This window comes from Bacillus sp. EKM420B, assembly GCF_011065565.1.
Classification (GTDB): Bacteria; Bacillota; Bacilli; order Bacillales; family Bacillaceae; genus Bacillus; species Bacillus velezensis.
Map to the genome: position 1 here is coordinate 754,628 of NZ_JAAMNX010000002.1, position 16,333 is coordinate 770,960.

The window sequence follows — 16,333 nt, forward strand, 5'->3', positions numbered from 1 at the left end:
ACAGTTATAATAAAAACGGAGCGTGATAATATGACAGAAGCCACTTCCTATACAATAGAAGAAGTTGCGGGCCTTTTGAAGGTCTCCAAACTGACAGTATATGATTTGATAAAAAAAGGACTCATTCCGGCGTACAGGGTCGGAAGACAGATGAGGGTCGATGAAGAGGACTTAAAACAATATAAAGCAAACATGAGAATGTCAAAAAAGCCATCCGCAGCAGAAGCGCCTGACCCGTCACGCGGGCGGGAGCCGGAAAAAAGGCAGTCCGTTATCATCAGCGGGCAGGATGTGTCGATGGACCTCCTCAGCAAACAGCTGGAACAAACAATACAGGCGGCTCCGCTCCGCAAGTACAGCGGCAGTTTGAACAGCCTGATCGAGATGTACCGCGGGGCCTGTGACATCGTCAGTCTGCATTTATACGATGGGGAGACGGGGCAGTATAACATCCCGTATGTGAAGCGCATTCTTTCAGGGGAGCCGTTTGCGCTTTTTCATGTCGTGCTGCGGCAGGCCGGATTATATGTGAAAAAGGGCAATCCGCTGAACATTCAGGGCTTTCAGGACTTGAGCCGAAAGGATGTCCGCATCGTCAATCGCGAAAAAGGATCAGGCGCGAGGGTGCTGCTGGATGAACAGCTCAGATCTTTCGGCATCACGCCGTCTGAAGTCGCCGGATATCATGACATTGTCACGGATCATCTGTCAGCGGCTTCACAAGTGTCAAGCGGAAAGGCGGATATCGGAGTCGGGTCGCAGCATGCGGCGCATATGGCAGGCACGGACTTTATCCCGGTGATCAGTGAGCAGTACGATGTGGTCGTCTTAAAACAAAACCGGGAGCTTGTTCAAAGCGTGCGGGACATCCTCAATTCTGAGGAATTCAAGTCTCAGCTTTCTCAATTATCCGGATATGATACAAAAATGACAGGACGGCTCATATATGAAACATGAAAAATCCCTCCGTTATATGGAGGGATTTTTTTATTGCTTATAAAACCGCAGCAGGTCGCCGTTTAATATTTTATCGGAAAGCATCAGCTCTTGTTCCGCTTTTTCTTTCTCATCGCTGCACGCGCTCATGTCAGAAAGCGGTTCACCCGTTTTACGGCTGTAACACGTATTTTTCGTATAAATATGATCATCCGTGATAAAGCTGCCGTTTCTCAGCACCGCAAACGGGGTCCGCTCTCCGGAAAACAGATCATTGCCGAACTGAATGCTGCCTTTCGTTTCAATGCCGAGCAGGTGAAGCAGCGTCGGCCTTACATCAACCTGTCCCGCGGCGGAAGCAATCGTTTCCGGCGCACGGTCGGTCACCCCGGGAATATGAATGATAAACGGCACGCGTTGAAGCTGAACCGTATCAAACGGAGTGATTTCCTCTTTCCCTAAGAATTCGGCAAGTCCTTGATTATGGGCTTCGGATATACCGTAATGATCTCCCATCAGGACGATCATCGCGTTGTCATACAGGCCTTCTTTTTTCAGCTTCTTGAAAAAGTGTTTCAGAGCCTCATCTTCATAGCGGACCGTCGTCACATAGCGGTTTAATAACTCGCTGCTTGTGTCCGGTTTCTCAATGAGCTGATCCTGTTTTTCAATTTCAAAAGGAAAATGGTTGGTCAAAGTCAGCAGGCTCGCGTAAAACGGCTGCGGAAGCTTTTTTAATTTTTCCGCTGACTGTTCGAGAAATTCCTTATCCTTCAGGCCCCAGCCTGTTGAATTTTCCTGCGTCACCTTAAATTCATCCGCGTCGAAAAAACGGTCGATTCCGAATGCCCCGTACATCTCATCCCGGTTCCAAAAGGCTTTATGATTGGCATGCAGAACGGCTGAATAGTATTGACGGTCTTTTAACATATGGTACATCGTATTGAATCGGTGGCCGCTTTTTGTAAAAAAAACGGCGCCGCTTGAAGACGGATACAGCGAATTCGCAGTAATGAATTCTGAATCTGATGTTTTTCCCTGTTCAGTCTGCTGATAAAAATGAGTGAAGTCATAACTTTTTTTTCGCAGTTTGTTTAAAAACGGGGTAATCTCCCGTCCGTTGACCCGCTCATCCATTACAAAACGCTGTGTTGATTCGAGCGTAACAAAAATCACATTGCGCCCCTTTGCAAGCCCGAATTTTGAATCGGACGGCCTGCTGTAGCCGGCTTGAGTGTAATTCGCGACCGCCGCAAGGCTGTCTTCATCGGCAAACGCTTTAGCCCCTGCATTCAGCGTCTGCGAAATGGTGTCATACAAATGAAAGTGGAACAGGCCGATTCCTTTTACGAGCGCTTCACGATCAAAAGGGTGCTTGAACAGCTTCGGCTGCTCGGCCTCAGACAGCGCAAGGTTGCACAGCATGAGGCCGGCTGATGCCCACGCATACGCTTTAACGGTACGGGCGCCCGCTTTTCCTTGATCGGCTTTATGCCTTTTACCAAGATAAAACAAAACCGCAATATCCAAAAATAAAGCGATGTAAAGCGGGTGAAACAGCTCTTGGACGCTGCTTCCCATATCACCCATATTGCTTGCCTGAAACAAAACCGGTATGGTGATAAAATCAATATAAAACCCGTAAAACACCGTATTCGCGATTAAAATTCCCGTCAGCATCACATTTGCCGAAAGCAGAAAGATCCGCTGTTTTTTTTCCGTTAGCAAGAGGGCGATGCCGAACAGCGGCACAATGAAGCTCAGCGGATTAATGAGAAGCAGACATTCCTCAAGAACCGAATTGTTCTGCAGATCAAAACCGAGCTTATACACGGCATAGGTTTTCATCCACATGAACAGGATGGACAGGCATAAAAACCGATGATTGCTGAAAAAGGTTTTCTTCATATGTATGACTCCTCACCCTAAAAGCGAAAAGACGCTTATTGTTTAAGAGATGCGGCCGTGAACCAGTTCGTATAAATAATAGCAGGATACAATCGTTAAGCCGGCCAGCACAAGCTGCTCCGAAAAGCTCCCCGTTCTCATATAAAGGGGAAGACGGAAGCGGATGGCGGACGGAAACAGCAGTTTAATGCCGTTGACGGTCCATGCGTCAAGCACAAGATGGCTTGCCATTCCGATCATCAGTCCGGCGGAAATGCTCGGATTCGGAATATAGGTTGCCGTAATGAAAAACATAATAAGCATAAACAGCAGGCTGTGTGTAAACGTTCTGTGTCCGAACACCGTGCTAACGATTTTGGACAGAACGGGCAGCGTTCTGCCGATTTTGCTTTTTGTATGGCATATGTCGGGAATCAGCGCCCCGAGGGCACCAGCTGAGGTCATAAGGACCGGATCATACCCGTAATAATACGCAATTGCGGAACAAGAAGCGATGCCTCCCATGATGTGTGTTTTTCCTGTCATTTTTCGCTTCTCCTTTTTATTTTTGCCAAAATCCCCTGAATTACAAATATATCAAGAGAATGCATGTTTGATCAACAAACTTTACCTGTTCCGCCAAAAGGAAGGAGACGCGGATTCCGCATATTCTGCCGCGGAAAAAGACACATTATAGGTGTACCTATATTTGATAAAGAGGTGATACAGATGGCTTTCTTTAACAAAGAAAAAGGAAAAAACAGCGATAAAAACAAAAACGTCATTCAAGGCGCGCTTGACGACGCCGGTGCAGCTCTGAAAGACGATCCGCTTCAAGAAGCTGTTCAAAAGAAAAAAAACAACCGCTGACCATATAAGACGGGTAGGGCGAACGCTCTATCCGTTTTCCGTCTAATATTTCCCTTTGACAGATCTTTTTATCTCTGATAACCTCTGAGTAGAATTGAATGATAAAAATCCTCACTCTTTCTCGGTGAGGTAGAGGTTGCGCTTGATGATGAGTCGCACATGCCAGGCTGATAAGGGGCCGCAAAACATGTGTTAAAGGCATCAGCGCCGAAGTGTAAAGAAAGCCGATCCTTCTTTATGCTGGGACTGTATCTGAATAAGTGCAGGACTGCCGCGTGCTTTTTCGCGGAGGGCTATCCGGAGATCAAGGGTGTGTGTGTTTCTTTAAGCATGGACTTTTGTTCAGGCTTTTTTTGCGTGTAAATATGGTCTCGGGGTCTGGTCCGTACGAATGAACAACCAGGAGGTACAGGAATGGAACAGACGAAAAAATGGGGTTTTTGGTTATTAACGGCGTTTGTCGTAGGAAATATGGTAGGCTCGGGCATCTTTTCGCTACCGAGTACGCTCGCAAAAATCGCGAGCCCGTTCGGCGCCACATCGGCATGGCTTTTAACGGGAGCCGGTGTGTTAATGATCGCGCTGGTCTTCGGCCACTTATCCATCCGCAAGCCTGAGCTGACGGCGGGGCCGCAAAGCTATGCGCGTGCGCTGTTCAGCGATCGGAAAAAAGGGAATGCTGCGGGCTTCACGATGGTGTGGGGCTACTGGGTGGCGAGCTGGATCAGCAACGTGGCGATCATCACGAGCCTTGCCGGATATTTAACATCATTTTTCCCGATTTTAACGGATAAGCGTGAAATGTTTTCGATCGGCGGTCAGGCGGTTACGCTCGGCCAGCTGCTGACGTTTGCCGTATGTACGGTTTTATTATGGGGCACTCACACGATCCTCGTCACCAGCATTAACGGTGCGAGTAAATTAAATTTCGTCACGACGTTTTCAAAAGTATTAGGATTTATCTTCTTTATCATTGCAGGTTTGTTTGTATTTCAAACGTCGTTTTTCGATCATTTTTATTTTCCTGTTCAAACAGGTCCTCACACGGTTGAGGGAATCGGCGGACAGATCCACAATGCGGCGATTTCAACATTATGGGCGTTCGTCGGAATTGAATCGGCAGTCATTTTATCCGGGCGCGCCCGTTCGCAGCGCGACGTGAAACGCGCCACCATTACCGGATTATTGATCGCGCTCAGCATCTATATCATCGTAACATTGATTACGATGGGCGTGCTTCCGCATGGTAAGCTTGTCGGCTCGGAAAAACCGTTTGTTGACGTATTGTACGCGATCGTCGGCAGCGCGGGAAGCGTCATTATGGCGATTCTGGCGATTTTGTGTCTGTTCGGAACGATGCTCGGCTGGATTCTTCTCGGTTCTGAAGTTCCGTATCAAGCGGCGAAATCAGGAGACTTTCCCGCTGCTTTTGCAAAAACGAATAAACAGGGAAGCCCGGTTGTGTCGTTAATCGTAACGAACGTGATGTCACAGATCTTTATCTTTTCGGTTATTTCCCGGACGATCAGTGACGCGTTTACGTTTTTAACAACGGCGGCGACGCTTGCTTATCTGATTCCGTATCTCGTGTCAGCGTTTTACAGCCTGAAGCTCATTTTTACGGGTGAAACGTATGACGAGATAAAGGGCTCAAGAGTAAGAGACGGTATCATCGCCATCCTTGCCTGCATTTATTCTTTTTACGTCATTATTACCGGAACGGCCGATTTAACGACCTTTATTCTCGGTATCGGGCTGTTTTTCGTCGGTTTGCTGTTATATCCTTTCGTCTCAAAGAAATTTGCAAACAACAGACAATCGGTATGACAAAAAGACATCTCACGTCTGTGAGATGTCTTTTTTTGTTTGCGGCAGCGGATTACTTTTTGACGGCGTGTATATAATGAATGGTCTCGAATGCGGTTAAATGGTCAGTGCGTCCGCTGAAAAAACGGTCATTGACGTCCGCCGGAGATAAATGTTCATAAATAAGCAGACCTGATGATTCTAATATCTTTTCGATTTCTTTATAACTGAAACACGATAACATCGGTTCCCCGCTTGCTGCAGCCATTTTCACCATGTTTTCCACTCTGTTTGACAGTCCTCTTTCTTCAAAGAGCGACTCATCTGCATAATCAAACACGATAGAGCTTCCTGGCGGGACTTCGGCAAATAATTGTGTGAGCAGGCGGGCGAGATGCTCTTTCGTAAGGTAGTATGACACACCGAGCAGGCTGAAAAAGGTTTTTTGGCGTGAAAAACCTTCCTGATACAGACGGCTGAAAGAAAGCGAAGCGGCGAAGTCCATCGGTACAAAATGAAGATGATGGGAAATGTCGAGATTCAGATGTTTCAATCTGTTTATTTTGTCTTCCTGTGAAGCGGGATGATCGATTTCAAATATGTCTAAGGCGTTTGTCACCCCAGGATGTCTGAAACAGAAAGTATCCAGCCCCGCGCCAAGGATAACATACTGTTTGGCCCCGAGCTTTACTTCATTCAAAAGCACTTCTTCACAATATGCGGCACGGGCTAACGGTGCAGGAGACAGCTGTACTTGAGTCACCCATTTTAAGATGTCATCCGGTTGGCCTTGAAGCCTCTGTGCCATGTCTTTGCTGAAAAATGATATACCTTGAATGAGATGATCGCGGATGTCCGAATGCTCTTTTTCAGAAATCAGATCTTGTGCCAAAAAATCATCAAATATCACCGGGGTATCGTATTTACTATGGTACGCCCTTCCGAAAGCAGACAGCAGGGAAGTCATACTCGCCTTGTTTTCTTTCATATAAAGATCCTCCGTTATTTACATCAATCTCCGGCCGGGAGAATCTTATTATACATGTTAATCCAAAAATGTAAATTATAGCATAAATAAATTTTTTTGTCAAGTTTTAAGCGTAATAAAAAGCCGCTGTGACAGCGGCTTCGGGGTTACTTCGTTAAGCTTTTTGTGATGTAGTCGAGCTGGCCTTCAAGTGAGATCGGGTCTGAGAAATAGAAGCCGATCGGATCAATGCGGTAGACATGGTTCTGTTTGACGGCATCGAGGTTCTTCCAGATTGAGCTGTCAAGCACGCCTTTGTCGTCACCGCCGGCCTGCCATGGCCCCATAAAGATGTAGTCTCCCGCGAAGTCAGGCAGTTTCTCGAGTGAAATGCTGGCGTAGCCCGGCCCTTGATTAATGGCTTTTTCCTGCGTCAGTTTTGTGGCCTTCAGCCCGAGTTTGTCATAAATAATGCTTCCGCCGCGGCCGAAGTCTTTACCGAATACATAGATGTCTTTTCCGTTTGTCTGCATGATGGAGATGGTTTTTGAGCCGACCGCTTTTTGAACCTTTGTTTTAGCGGCAGCGGTTTTTTTATCCCATTCAGCCAGCCATTTGTCTGCTTTATCTTCAGTGCCTGTCATTTTCGCAAACTCTTTGAATTGATCAATGTTGCTGAGCTTGTCATATTTAATGGCGATTGTCGGCGCGATTTTTTCCAGTTTTTCAATATCGGCGCCTTGTGTCGTCCAGACAACGATTAAATCCGGCTTTAAGTCAATGATTTTTTCAACGGACGTGCCGTCGCCGATGTTTGTGACACCTTTTGTTTTCCCTTTGTAATAAGGGTTTTTAAATACGTTTTGCGGCGCGCCGACAACATTGATGCCGAGCTGTTTGAAGTCGCCGTAGTAGCCGTCAGCCATGACGACGACCCGTTTCGGGTGCTTCGGAATTTTAATATTGCCGTTTTCGGCTTTATACGTGATGGTTTCTTCTTTTTCAGAAGAACCTTTCGTGTCTGAAGAATTGCCGCATGCGGCCAAAGCGGCGATGAGCAGCATGGCAATCAGCGCTGCGCCGATTTTCTTGTATGTATGGAACATCTGACATTCCTTCTTTCATAAAAATTAGTGATAAAGAGAATCATTATCAGTGTGATTATATCACTGCTTTCATAGAGAAGCACGCTCTTTTTTAAGAAAAACTTTCTTTTTTTATATGAAATTAGGTCTATTAAAAGAGAAGATAAAAGTGCTATACTGAAACAAGTCATTGATAATCATTATCATTACCATTTTTGTTTTGAGAAAGGAAGAACGAGTGTTGGGTCTATTGAAAAAGAAACAGACAATGACGGCTCAAGGGGCATCAGGGAGTGAAATCCAGTGGACGGCGCGTTCATTCAGAGCGGCTGTGCTGCTGTGTGCCGGTATTGCGGTTTTATTGATCGGCGCGGCTCTGTCTGTTTCCATCGGAGCTGCCGATATTCATCTGCGGACGGTGTGGGATGCTCTCTTTCACTTTCAGCCGCAAAAAACATCTCATCAAATCATACGTGATCTGAGGCTGCCGAGAACCGCCGCCGCCGCGCTCGTCGGGGCTTTTTTAGCTGTGTCCGGAGCGATTATGCAGGGGCTGACGCGGAACCCGCTTGCTGAGCCTTCCATTATGGGCGTGACGTCGGGGTCAGGATTTGCGATCGCATTGGCATTTGCTTTTTTTCCGGGTCTGTCTGCGGCGGGACTTGTTTTGTGGTCCTTTGCGGGAGCGGGAATCGGAGCGCTTATTGTGTTTGGCATCGGCCTGTTTTCAAAAGGCGGGCTGACACCGGTGAAGCTCGCGCTGGCCGGTACGGCAGTCGGCTATTTCTTAACGGGGCTTTCAAGCGCGATTGCGATCCGTTTTGATGTCGCCCAGGATGTGAAGTTCTGGTATGCCGGAGGAGTGGCTTCCGTGAAATGGGAAGGCGTGCAGCTGCTGTTGGCGGCCGGTGTTATCGGACTATTGCTGGCATTTCTGATTGCGCGCTCAGTGACGGTGCTGAGCTTGGGTGAGGAACTGGCCAAAGGGCTCGGGCAGTACACATCGCTTGTGAAAGTAATCGGAATGTTTGTCGTTGTCCTCTTGACGGGGGCTTCAGTCTCAGTCGCCGGAGCCATTTCTTTTATCGGCTTGGTGATTCCGCATATCACCCGATTTTTAGTCGGGGTAGATTACAGGTGGATCATTCCCTGTTCGGCGGTATTCGGCGCCGTTCTGTTAGTCTTCAGTGATATTGCCGCAAGACTCGTCAATGCGCCGTTTGAAACACCGGTCGGCGCTTTAACCGCCCTTATCGGCGTTCCCTTTTTCTTTTATTTGGCGCGCAGGGAAAGGAGAGGGCTGTAATGAATGTAAAATCGAAAAAACCGCTGGCGGTCATGGCCGTTACGTTTGTGCTCATATGCATCGTCTTTTTTATCAGCTTAAACATGGGTGTGATCCGGATTGCGCCACTTGATACGATGCGTGTCTTTTTCGGACAGGGGGATGCCCGGGATCAGCTCGTTTTATTTGAATTCAGACTGCCGCGCATGGTGCTGTCATTGCTTGTCGGCGCAGGAATCGCGGTTTCAGGCGCGATTTTTCAAAGCGTGTCTCAAAATGACTTGGCGGAGCCGGGCATTCTCGGTATTAACGCCGGGGCGTCTTTGGCGGTCGTTCTGTTTATCTTCTTTTTCCAAGGGTCAGCTGTTGATCTAAGCATGGCCAGTACATGGCTGCTTCCGGTGAGCGCTTTGGCGGGGGCTTTTCTGGCTGCGCTGCTCATCTATGTGCTGGCTTGGAAAAAAGGCGTTTCACCTGTCCGGCTCGTTTTGGTCGGGATCGGCGTCAATGCGGGGTTTAATGCGCTTCTCTTGATTTTTCAGCTGAAAATGGACCCGCGGGATTTCATGCAGGCGCTTGTATGGATTTCCGGTTCGATTTGGAACGCCAATTGGAAAATGGTGCTGTCCATTTTGCCGTGGCTGCTGGTTCTTTTACCGTTCAGCCTCTATAAAGCCAGGTATTTAAATGTGCTCCAGCTCGGTGATCAGCTGGCGGCGGGGCTTGGCACCCGGGTTGAAAAGGAGCGGCGCGTTCTGCTGATGTCCGCCGTTGCCCTGACCGCGTCATGTGTTGCGGCAGCCGGCGGAATCGCTTTTCTCGGACTCATTGCGCCGCATTTGGCCAGAAGGCTTACCGGGCCGCGCCACCAGACGCTTATTCCGGTTTCAGCTTTGATCGGAGCATTTTTATTTCTGCTTGCCGATACGCTGGCGAGAAATGTGCTTGCACCGTCCGAAGTTCCCGTCGGCCTGGTGATTTCCGTGCTCGGAGCGCCGTATTTTGTATATTTGCTGATGAAAACGAAATAGAGGAAGGAGACTGCCGCGATGAACTCATTATCGGCGGAACAGCTTACTGTCGGTTATGGCGACCGTTTGATAGCGAAAGAATTGGATATCGCCATCCCGAAAGGAAAAATTACAACGCTGATCGGTCCGAACGGCTGCGGAAAATCGACGGTTCTCAAAACGATGTCAAGAATCATGAAACCGAAATCCGGCGCCGTCTATTTAAACGGACAGGCGATCATGCAAAAATCCACGAAGGACATCGCCAAGGAAATGGCAATTCTTCCGCAGACGCCTGAAGCGCCGAGCGGGCTGACGGTGTACGAACTTGTTTCTTACGGCAGGTTTCCGCATCAGTCCGGAATGGGACGCTTGAGTGATAAAGACCGTGACATGATCAAATGGGCGCTTGAAGAGACGGGGATGGCCGAATTTTACGACCGGCCGATCGAAGCGCTTTCCGGGGGGCAGCGGCAGCGTGTGTGGATCGCCATGGCGCTCGCTCAAGAAACGGAGCTGCTGCTTCTTGATGAACCGACCACTTATTTAGATCTCGCCCATCAGCTTGAAATTTTGCAGCTGCTGGACAAATTAAACAAGGAGCAGGGCCGCACCATTTTAATGGTCATTCACGATCTGAACCATGCCGCCCGTTTTTCCCATTACATGATCGCCCTGAAAAAAGGGCGCGTCATCAAGGAAGGAACGGCGGAGGAAGTCATGACTCCCGGCATATTGGAAGACGTGTTTCAAATTGACGCACAGATTGTAAAAGATCCGCGCACGAACAAACCGGTCTGCTTAACCTACGATTTAATCCGGCATGAAAACGCAACGGTAAGATGAAAAAAAAACGCAGAGCCATTCCGGCCTGCGTTTTTTTATTGCGCCCGGGGCTGCTTTTGTCCGGAGACGCATTTATCCAAAACGAAAAAAACCCCCGCCACAATCAGCTCCTCCGTCGTTGACAGCCAAATCTTTTCAATCAGTTTATCCGTCGTATACGCGGTCATCCAGAGGAACAGCAGCTGAACGGTGCCGGCTAAAAGGAGAAAAGGCAGCCTGCCCGTCCCAAAAAAGGTAAAGCTATGTATCATCAGCCGTTCAAGCGGTTCAAAACATAAACCGAGAAGAATAAAAAGCACGGAAAAAAGCAGGACGTACGCCATCGATCCGTAGCTCGTCCCGGCTAATGAAAATACGGCCATCATCACGATGAAATACCCGAATAATACGGCAGCGGCTGCCAGGGCATACCGGAGCACCTGAAGAAAAAACATTTTCGTCCCGTTTTGATTGATCATCTGTTCAGCTCCTTTTCACACAGAGGAGACTTGCAGAGACGGAACTCTGCAAGTCGGTGTGTGTCTTCAGCATTTCTTTTTGACGACAGGGTGTTTCTCTTTCGAAAGAATATCCGTAAAGTCTTTGCCCAGATCCAGATGCTGCTGGACGAATTTCTCAGGAAGCATGGCAAGCCATTGGTTCAGGGACACATCGGCATAGTGATCATCCTTGAAGATTTCCAGGAAGACGAGCGGCTCATCCCCCAAATTCTCCACATAGTGGCCCATTGCGAACGGAACGTAACCGACATCCCCGGCCTGATAGTTAAATGTTCTTGCATGGCCGTCCGATGCAAAAACCGTCATCCGCCCTTTACCGGAAATATAATACTGCCATTCATGCGTATTCGGATGCCAGTGCAGCTCTCTCATTGCGCCCGGTTCGACCACGACAAGCGCTGAAGCGATCGTTTTGGACACTTTGAAGTTTGTGGAATCCGCGATATATACTTTGCCGCCGTCCGTCTCAGCAGTCGGACCTTCATCCAGCAGGCGGTAAGTGAACGGATAAGGCACTTCGCCGTTCGGGCCTTCCACAATGTCGTCTTTCAGCTTCCCGGGAACCGGCTCTTCAAAGATATATTTTTCTTTCCGAGGCAGGCCGGCGAGGTCTTTTTCTGAAACCCCGAAGTTGTTGGCGATGACATCAAGCGGCGTGTGGGCAAGCCAGTCAGTCACTTGGAATGTGCTGTTTTCTGAGAAGGAACCGTCATCAAAAACCAAGAGGAATTCACAGCCTTCTTTCAGCGCCTGAATGGAGTGCGGCAGGCCTGACGGGAAGTACCACAGATCTCCCTCCTTCACGTCATCGATAAAACTGCGTCCCTGTTCATCAACGATCGTGACCCGCGCTTTGCCCGTCAGCATATATGCCCATTCCGCTTCTTTATGCCAGTGCAGTTCACGGATGGCGCCCGGTTTTAAACGCATGTTGACAGATGCCAGATTTTCAGAAATCGGCAGCTCGCGAACGGTCACCTCACGCGCGTATCCGCCCTTTTCCAGCCGGTTGTGCACATCTGAGAAAGAGAATTTCATATTATCCACTGTGCCGTGATCCGTTTCCGGCGGCGTCAGCATATCCGGATTTTGGCGGTCTCTTTCGAGGTTGCGCGGAATCGTGACGGTCGCTCCTTTGTCTCCTCTGATCGGCTGCGGGATATTGCAGTTGTTTTCTTTTGACATGTAAATCGTCTCCTCTCAAGCTTTGTTTTTTCAGAAAGAGAATGTGAAAGGCCTTTCGTTTTCCCTTCTGCTTTGTTAAGTGATGCGTTCCGATGAAAAGTCAACTTCGTGTGAAAATTAATTTTTCATTTTCTGCTCTTTCAGTTCCGTCATCAGTTCGATCAGGGCGTCAAACTTCTTCTCAAACCGTGTGAGAAGATACATGGCAATCAGAGCCGGAAAGCCGAGATTGCCGATCTGTCTGACCGCTTCTTCTATAAAAACCTGATCCATCACCAGCCACCTCCTGACTTGACCTGCAGTCATGTATATAAGTGAAAGAAAGAGCGGCTCCTGTAAACCTGATATCCCGGTTGAGGGTCTTTTTTTTGTTCCGGCAAATCCGGGACATAAGGAATGCGGAATCTTAGTCGGAAAGGAGTAGTTTACTTTTTTTTGCTTTCTTTCATTTAATTTAAATAGGGGGCGGTTTTATGGACTATCAAGTTCTTTTACGGTCAAAATGCAAGGAAATTATGAAACATCCGATCGTTAAACATTTTTTAAGTGACCCAAAGCATTACGAGAAATTTAAAAATGTGCTGGAACATTCAGACGAGAAGGATGCAAAATCACTGGACGACCATTTTAAGCAGTTTTATAAGGAAATCCGGATCATCAAATATATGAACTCTATGATCCGGATTTTCTCCATCGATTTTGACAAGCGCATCCGTAAAAATCAGAAGCGCTATCCGCTGACGGTGGATCAGCCGGAGGGAGGTGAAGCGCTTCCCTATGAAATGGGAAAAGACGCGTATGAAGAGTTTCTGCGGAAGCAGGGGGATTTGAGCCAGCATGTCCAAAACCGTGATTTATACGAAGCGCTTCAGACGTTAACCGATAAACAAAAAAGCGTGCTGACGAATATTTATCTTCACGGAGCGACGATGAAAGAGATTGCCGAGTCGCTGGGTGAATCACGGCAGAACATTTCCAATATTCATAAAAAAGGGCTCGATAATCTCAGAAAGCAGCTGGACAAGCAAAAAAAGGGGGAAAATAAGCAGTGAACGGGCCATTTGACTTCAACAAAGAGAACACAGATACCGACGAAATGGAACTTTTGATTTCGCGTTTTTCGCCAATGATAAAAAAAAAACTGAGCAATACATCATACCAGGAAAGAGAAGATCTTGAACAAGAATTGAAGATTAAAATAGTTGAAAAAGCGGACATGCTGTTATGCCAGGAAGTGCCGGGTTTTTGGGAATTTATTCTTCATCTTATAAATGAAAGCTCCTGACAAAAGCGGCGGAATGATGGATATTCCGCTCTGACAACGTGAGAAAAACGAGAAGAGATGTCCGGTCTCGTTTTTCTTTTCTGTTTCCCCGCAAGACCTCCGCACTAAAAAAGTACCAAATCTTATCCATATAATGATATGATGAAAAAAACAAAGAGAAAGGAACGTCCAAGGTGGAAAATGCGTCAATTTTAATTGTAGACGATGAGAAGGCGATCGTTGATATGGTCAAACGCGTTCTCGTCAAAGAAGGCTATCACAACATTAAGACAGCCGGAAGCGCTGAGGAAGCGATTGAGTTTGTTAAACATGAATCCGCGGATCTGCTCGTGCTGGATGTGATGATGGAAGGCATGTCCGGTTTTGAAGCATGCACCGAAATCCGGAACTATACCGACGCTCCGATCTTTTTTCTGACTGCCCGTTCTTCTGATGCGGATAAGCTGTCAGGATTTGCATTGGGAGCTGACGATTATATAACAAAGCCGTTTAATCCGCTCGAATTGGCGGCGCGGATCAGAGCGACGTTAAAGAGAACCTATAAGCGCGAAGAGAAAACGGCGGTAAAAACGTATTCATACAGCCATTTTTCCTATTCGCCGCAAAACGCCGAGCTGATCGTCGGGGGCGAGCCCGTCAGCTGCTCCGCACAGCTTCTGCAATTGCTTCAATATTTCTGTGAACATCCTGATGTGGTGCTCTCTAAAGATCAGATCTATGAAAAAGTGTGGGGATATCCGTCTTACGGCGACAACAACACCGTCATGGTTCACATCCGCAAGCTCAGAGAAAAGATTGAAAAAGACCCCAGCAATCCGTCCTATATTGTAACGGTGCGCGGCCTCGGCTATCGGTTTATTCCCGATCAAGGAGAAAAAGGAACCCGCTCATGAGAATGCGCGGAAAATTTCTGCTCCACTTTTTCGGACAGCTTCTGCTTGTCATCCTGCTGATGTCCGTTTTGGCCGTCGCTTCTTTCTTCTATTTGGATTGGCGTTTCAGCGAAGCGGAAGCCAATGCGGGACTGACCAAAGCGACGGCAGACTCGTTTGAAGCGTGGCTTGATAAAAACGAAGACGGCACATGGGATGTCGATGAATTTTTAAAGATGTCGGTCAGAAAGCAGAAGGGCTGGCTGCAGATCATTAATGACAAAGAAAAAACGGACTACGCGTACAGAGTGCCGAAAGACGTGCCGAGCCATTACAGCAGAAAAGACCTCTTATCCATTTACCAGTACCGGAATTTTGACAACTACAAGCTGAATTACTGGACGGTCACGATAAATGATGAGACCTATTTGATTCTGTTCGGCTGGAAATCCGCCAGTGAGCAGCTTCTCACTTACATCGAATCACAGGAGCCATCCCTCGCTTCCCTTTCTCAATATAAAAAAAGCACGGTTGATTATATTAAACGGGAAAAAGGGGCGGTCTACCTTCTCGAAGACAGCGGCAGACTGCTCGGGGATATCAACAGCACGAAAAAAGAACGGAACACCGTCAATGAGCTTGAATTGCTGAAATACAGTTCCAAGCCGTGGAATTACAAACGGGAAATTTCTTTTAAAAGACTCGATAAAACGAAATGGATGGTCGCGTCGGTGCCGAACCCCGTGTACATCCCCGATCACGAGTTTAACAAATCATTTTTGAGAAATGTGATGAAAACCCTCTTCCTCTTGATCGGAATCTTAGTATTTATGATCTGCATCCTGACCATCTGGTACTCTTTCCGTTTCGGCTGGCCTCTGTTTCATACCATCAAATGGCTTGTCAATTTATCAAAGGGCCGGCTTGAAGAGCCGAAGAACCGCAAAGGACAGCCGGTCAGCAAAAACAAAAAAGGCAAAACAAAACAGCCGTTCCGCTTTTTCGCCGAGATTTTCGAATCGATGGATCAGCTGACCGACACGCTGAAGCGGGATAAGAAAAACAGAGAAAAAATCCAGGCGACAAGGGAAGAATGGATCGCCGGGCTGAGCCATGACTTAAAAACCCCGCTGAGCACGATTTACGGCTACAGCATGATGCTTGAATCGAAGCAATACGACTGGACACCGGAAGAAGTCAAAGAAATGGGGCAGATCGTCCGGGAAAAATCAGAATATATGTCGAAGCTGATTGAGGATTTAAACTTAACATACCGCCTCAAAAACGCGGCCCTCCCGATCGAACGGCGGCTGATCAACGTCGTGCCGTTTATCAGAAACGTCACGAACGATTTCACGAAAAACACGTTCTCGGAAGGCTATGACATCGCCTTTGAAACCAAAAAGGAAGACATTCTTTTCGCCATTGATGAAGCGTGGTTCCGCCGTATTCTGGAGAATCTGCTGGCAAACGCGGTTAAGCATAATAAGAAAGGGACCGCCATTCGGGTCGTGCTTGAGGAATCAGCCGAACAGCTCATTCTGAAGGTGAAAGATAACGGAAGAGGAATGGACGATGAAACGATTCACCAGCTGTTTAACCGTTATTACCGGGGAACGAATACGAAGGGGCCGTCAGAAGGAACTGGACTCGGGCTCGCCATTGCCAAAGAGCTGGTTCACCTTCATAACGGAACCATCCATGTCAACAGCAGAATCAGCGCCGGAACGGTGATTACGATTCTTTTTAAAAAAGATTGAGTTTGGACGCCGCTTTGTCGGGAATAACAATAGAAGACT

17 protein-coding genes and 1 riboswitch are annotated in these 16,333 nt (G+C 47.7%); of the genes, 10 read left to right on the forward strand and 7 right to left on the reverse strand.

Features of this window, described 5'->3' with window-relative positions:
* The first annotated feature begins 30 nt into the window (after window positions 1–30).
* A complete protein-coding gene (locus G9F48_RS08800; RefSeq protein ID WP_165409369.1) occupies window positions 31–957 on the forward strand; it encodes a substrate-binding domain-containing protein in 927 nt (308 codons plus the stop codon).
* A gap of 30 nt (window positions 958–987) precedes the next feature.
* On the opposite strand, the gene G9F48_RS08805 is transcribed toward G9F48_RS08800, so the two are convergent.
* On the reverse strand, window positions 988–2,844 hold the full coding sequence (locus G9F48_RS08805; protein ID WP_156735771.1) for an LTA synthase family protein: 1,857 nt from the start codon (window positions 2,842–2,844) through the stop codon (window positions 988–990).
* Window positions 2,845–2,886: 42 nt separating this feature from the next.
* Window positions 2,887–3,369 carry a metal-dependent hydrolase gene (locus G9F48_RS08810; protein ID WP_003151759.1) on the reverse strand — a complete coding sequence of 161 codons (483 nt, stop codon included), beginning with the start codon at window positions 3,367–3,369 and terminating at the stop codon, window positions 2,887–2,889.
* A 183-nt stretch (window positions 3,370–3,552) separates the two neighbouring features.
* Here G9F48_RS08810 and sspJ point away from each other — a divergent pair, with 183 nt between their 5' ends.
* Complete coding sequence (sspJ, locus tag G9F48_RS08815; RefSeq protein WP_021494114.1) at window positions 3,553–3,693, forward strand: small acid-soluble spore protein SspJ; 141 nt, start codon at window positions 3,553–3,555, stop codon at window positions 3,691–3,693.
* A 122-nt stretch (window positions 3,694–3,815) separates the two neighbouring features.
* A riboswitch (Lysine riboswitch) is annotated at window positions 3,816–3,997 on the forward strand.
* Between the two features lie 110 nt (window positions 3,998–4,107).
* Window positions 4,108–5,520, forward strand: coding sequence for an amino acid permease (locus G9F48_RS08820; RefSeq protein WP_071392268.1), 1,413 nt, complete (start codon window positions 4,108–4,110; stop codon window positions 5,518–5,520).
* Between the two features lie 52 nt (window positions 5,521–5,572).
* On the opposite strand, the gene G9F48_RS08825 is transcribed toward G9F48_RS08820, so the two are convergent.
* Together G9F48_RS08825 and G9F48_RS08830 are read right to left on the reverse strand one after the other, a co-directional pair.
* Complete coding sequence (locus G9F48_RS08825; protein ID WP_165409370.1) at window positions 5,573–6,487, reverse strand: class I SAM-dependent methyltransferase; 915 nt, start codon at window positions 6,485–6,487, stop codon at window positions 5,573–5,575.
* Between the two features lie 146 nt (window positions 6,488–6,633).
* Window positions 6,634–7,572 (reverse strand): iron-hydroxamate ABC transporter substrate-binding protein, encoded by a 939-nt coding sequence (locus tag G9F48_RS08830; RefSeq protein ID WP_012118425.1) that lies wholly within the window; start codon window positions 7,570–7,572, stop codon window positions 6,634–6,636.
* 247 nt (window positions 7,573–7,819) lie between these two features.
* Here G9F48_RS08830 and G9F48_RS08835 point away from each other — a divergent pair, with 247 nt between their 5' ends.
* The 3 genes from G9F48_RS08835 to G9F48_RS08845 are packed head-to-tail and all read left to right on the forward strand — an operon-like array spanning window position 7,820 to window position 10,692.
* Window positions 7,820–8,857 carry a FecCD family ABC transporter permease gene (locus G9F48_RS08835; RefSeq protein WP_185153153.1) on the forward strand — a complete coding sequence of 346 codons (1,038 nt, stop codon included), beginning with the start codon at window positions 7,820–7,822 and terminating at the stop codon, window positions 8,855–8,857.
* The gene (locus G9F48_RS08840) at window positions 8,857–9,867 is read left to right on the forward strand and encodes a FecCD family ABC transporter permease (protein WP_025853867.1); all 1,011 of its coding nucleotides are present in this window, start codon (window positions 8,857–8,859) and stop codon (window positions 9,865–9,867) included. The genes G9F48_RS08835 and G9F48_RS08840 overlap by 1 nt, the downstream gene beginning before the upstream one ends.
* 18 nt (window positions 9,868–9,885) lie before the next feature.
* Entirely contained in the window at window positions 9,886–10,692 is an 807-nt protein-coding gene (locus G9F48_RS08845; RefSeq protein WP_003151771.1) for an ABC transporter ATP-binding protein, read from the forward strand.
* Window positions 10,693–10,727: 35 nt separating this feature from the next.
* Here G9F48_RS08845 and G9F48_RS08850 read toward each other — a convergent pair whose 3' ends face one another.
* The 3 genes from G9F48_RS08850 to G9F48_RS08860 form a co-directional block, all read right to left on the reverse strand.
* The gene (locus G9F48_RS08850; protein ID WP_043867414.1) at window positions 10,728–11,150 is read right to left on the reverse strand and encodes a regulatory YrvL family protein; all 423 of its coding nucleotides are present in this window, start codon (window positions 11,148–11,150) and stop codon (window positions 10,728–10,730) included.
* Between the two features lie 66 nt (window positions 11,151–11,216).
* Window positions 11,217–12,377, reverse strand: a complete 1,161-nt coding sequence (locus G9F48_RS08855) for an oxalate decarboxylase family bicupin (protein ID WP_003151773.1) — start codon at window positions 12,375–12,377, stop codon at window positions 11,217–11,219.
* Window positions 12,378–12,494: 117 nt separating this feature from the next.
* Entirely contained in the window at window positions 12,495–12,650 is a 156-nt protein-coding gene (locus G9F48_RS08860; protein ID WP_003151774.1) for a YvrJ family protein, read from the reverse strand.
* A gap of 242 nt (window positions 12,651–12,892) precedes the next feature.
* Here G9F48_RS08860 and G9F48_RS08865 point away from each other — a divergent pair, with 242 nt between their 5' ends.
* The 4 genes from G9F48_RS08865 to G9F48_RS08880 all read left to right on the forward strand — a co-directional run bounded on the left by G9F48_RS08865 (window position 12,893) and on the right by G9F48_RS08880 (window position 16,294).
* Window positions 12,893–13,429, forward strand: a complete 537-nt coding sequence (locus G9F48_RS08865; protein ID WP_087920805.1) for a sigma-70 family RNA polymerase sigma factor — start codon at window positions 12,893–12,895, stop codon at window positions 13,427–13,429.
* A complete protein-coding gene (rsoA, locus tag G9F48_RS08870) occupies window positions 13,426–13,662 on the forward strand; it encodes a sigma-O factor regulator RsoA (RefSeq protein ID WP_003151778.1) in 237 nt (78 codons plus the stop codon). Before G9F48_RS08865 ends, rsoA begins: the two co-directional genes overlap by 4 nt.
* A 173-nt stretch (window positions 13,663–13,835) precedes the next feature.
* Window positions 13,836–14,555, forward strand: a complete 720-nt coding sequence (locus tag G9F48_RS08875) for a response regulator transcription factor (protein ID WP_070082352.1) — start codon at window positions 13,836–13,838, stop codon at window positions 14,553–14,555.
* A complete protein-coding gene (locus G9F48_RS08880) occupies window positions 14,552–16,294 on the forward strand; it encodes a HAMP domain-containing sensor histidine kinase (protein ID WP_070082351.1) in 1,743 nt (580 codons plus the stop codon). The genes G9F48_RS08875 and G9F48_RS08880 overlap by 4 nt, the downstream gene beginning before the upstream one ends.
* Window positions 16,295–16,333: the final 39 nt, after the last annotated feature.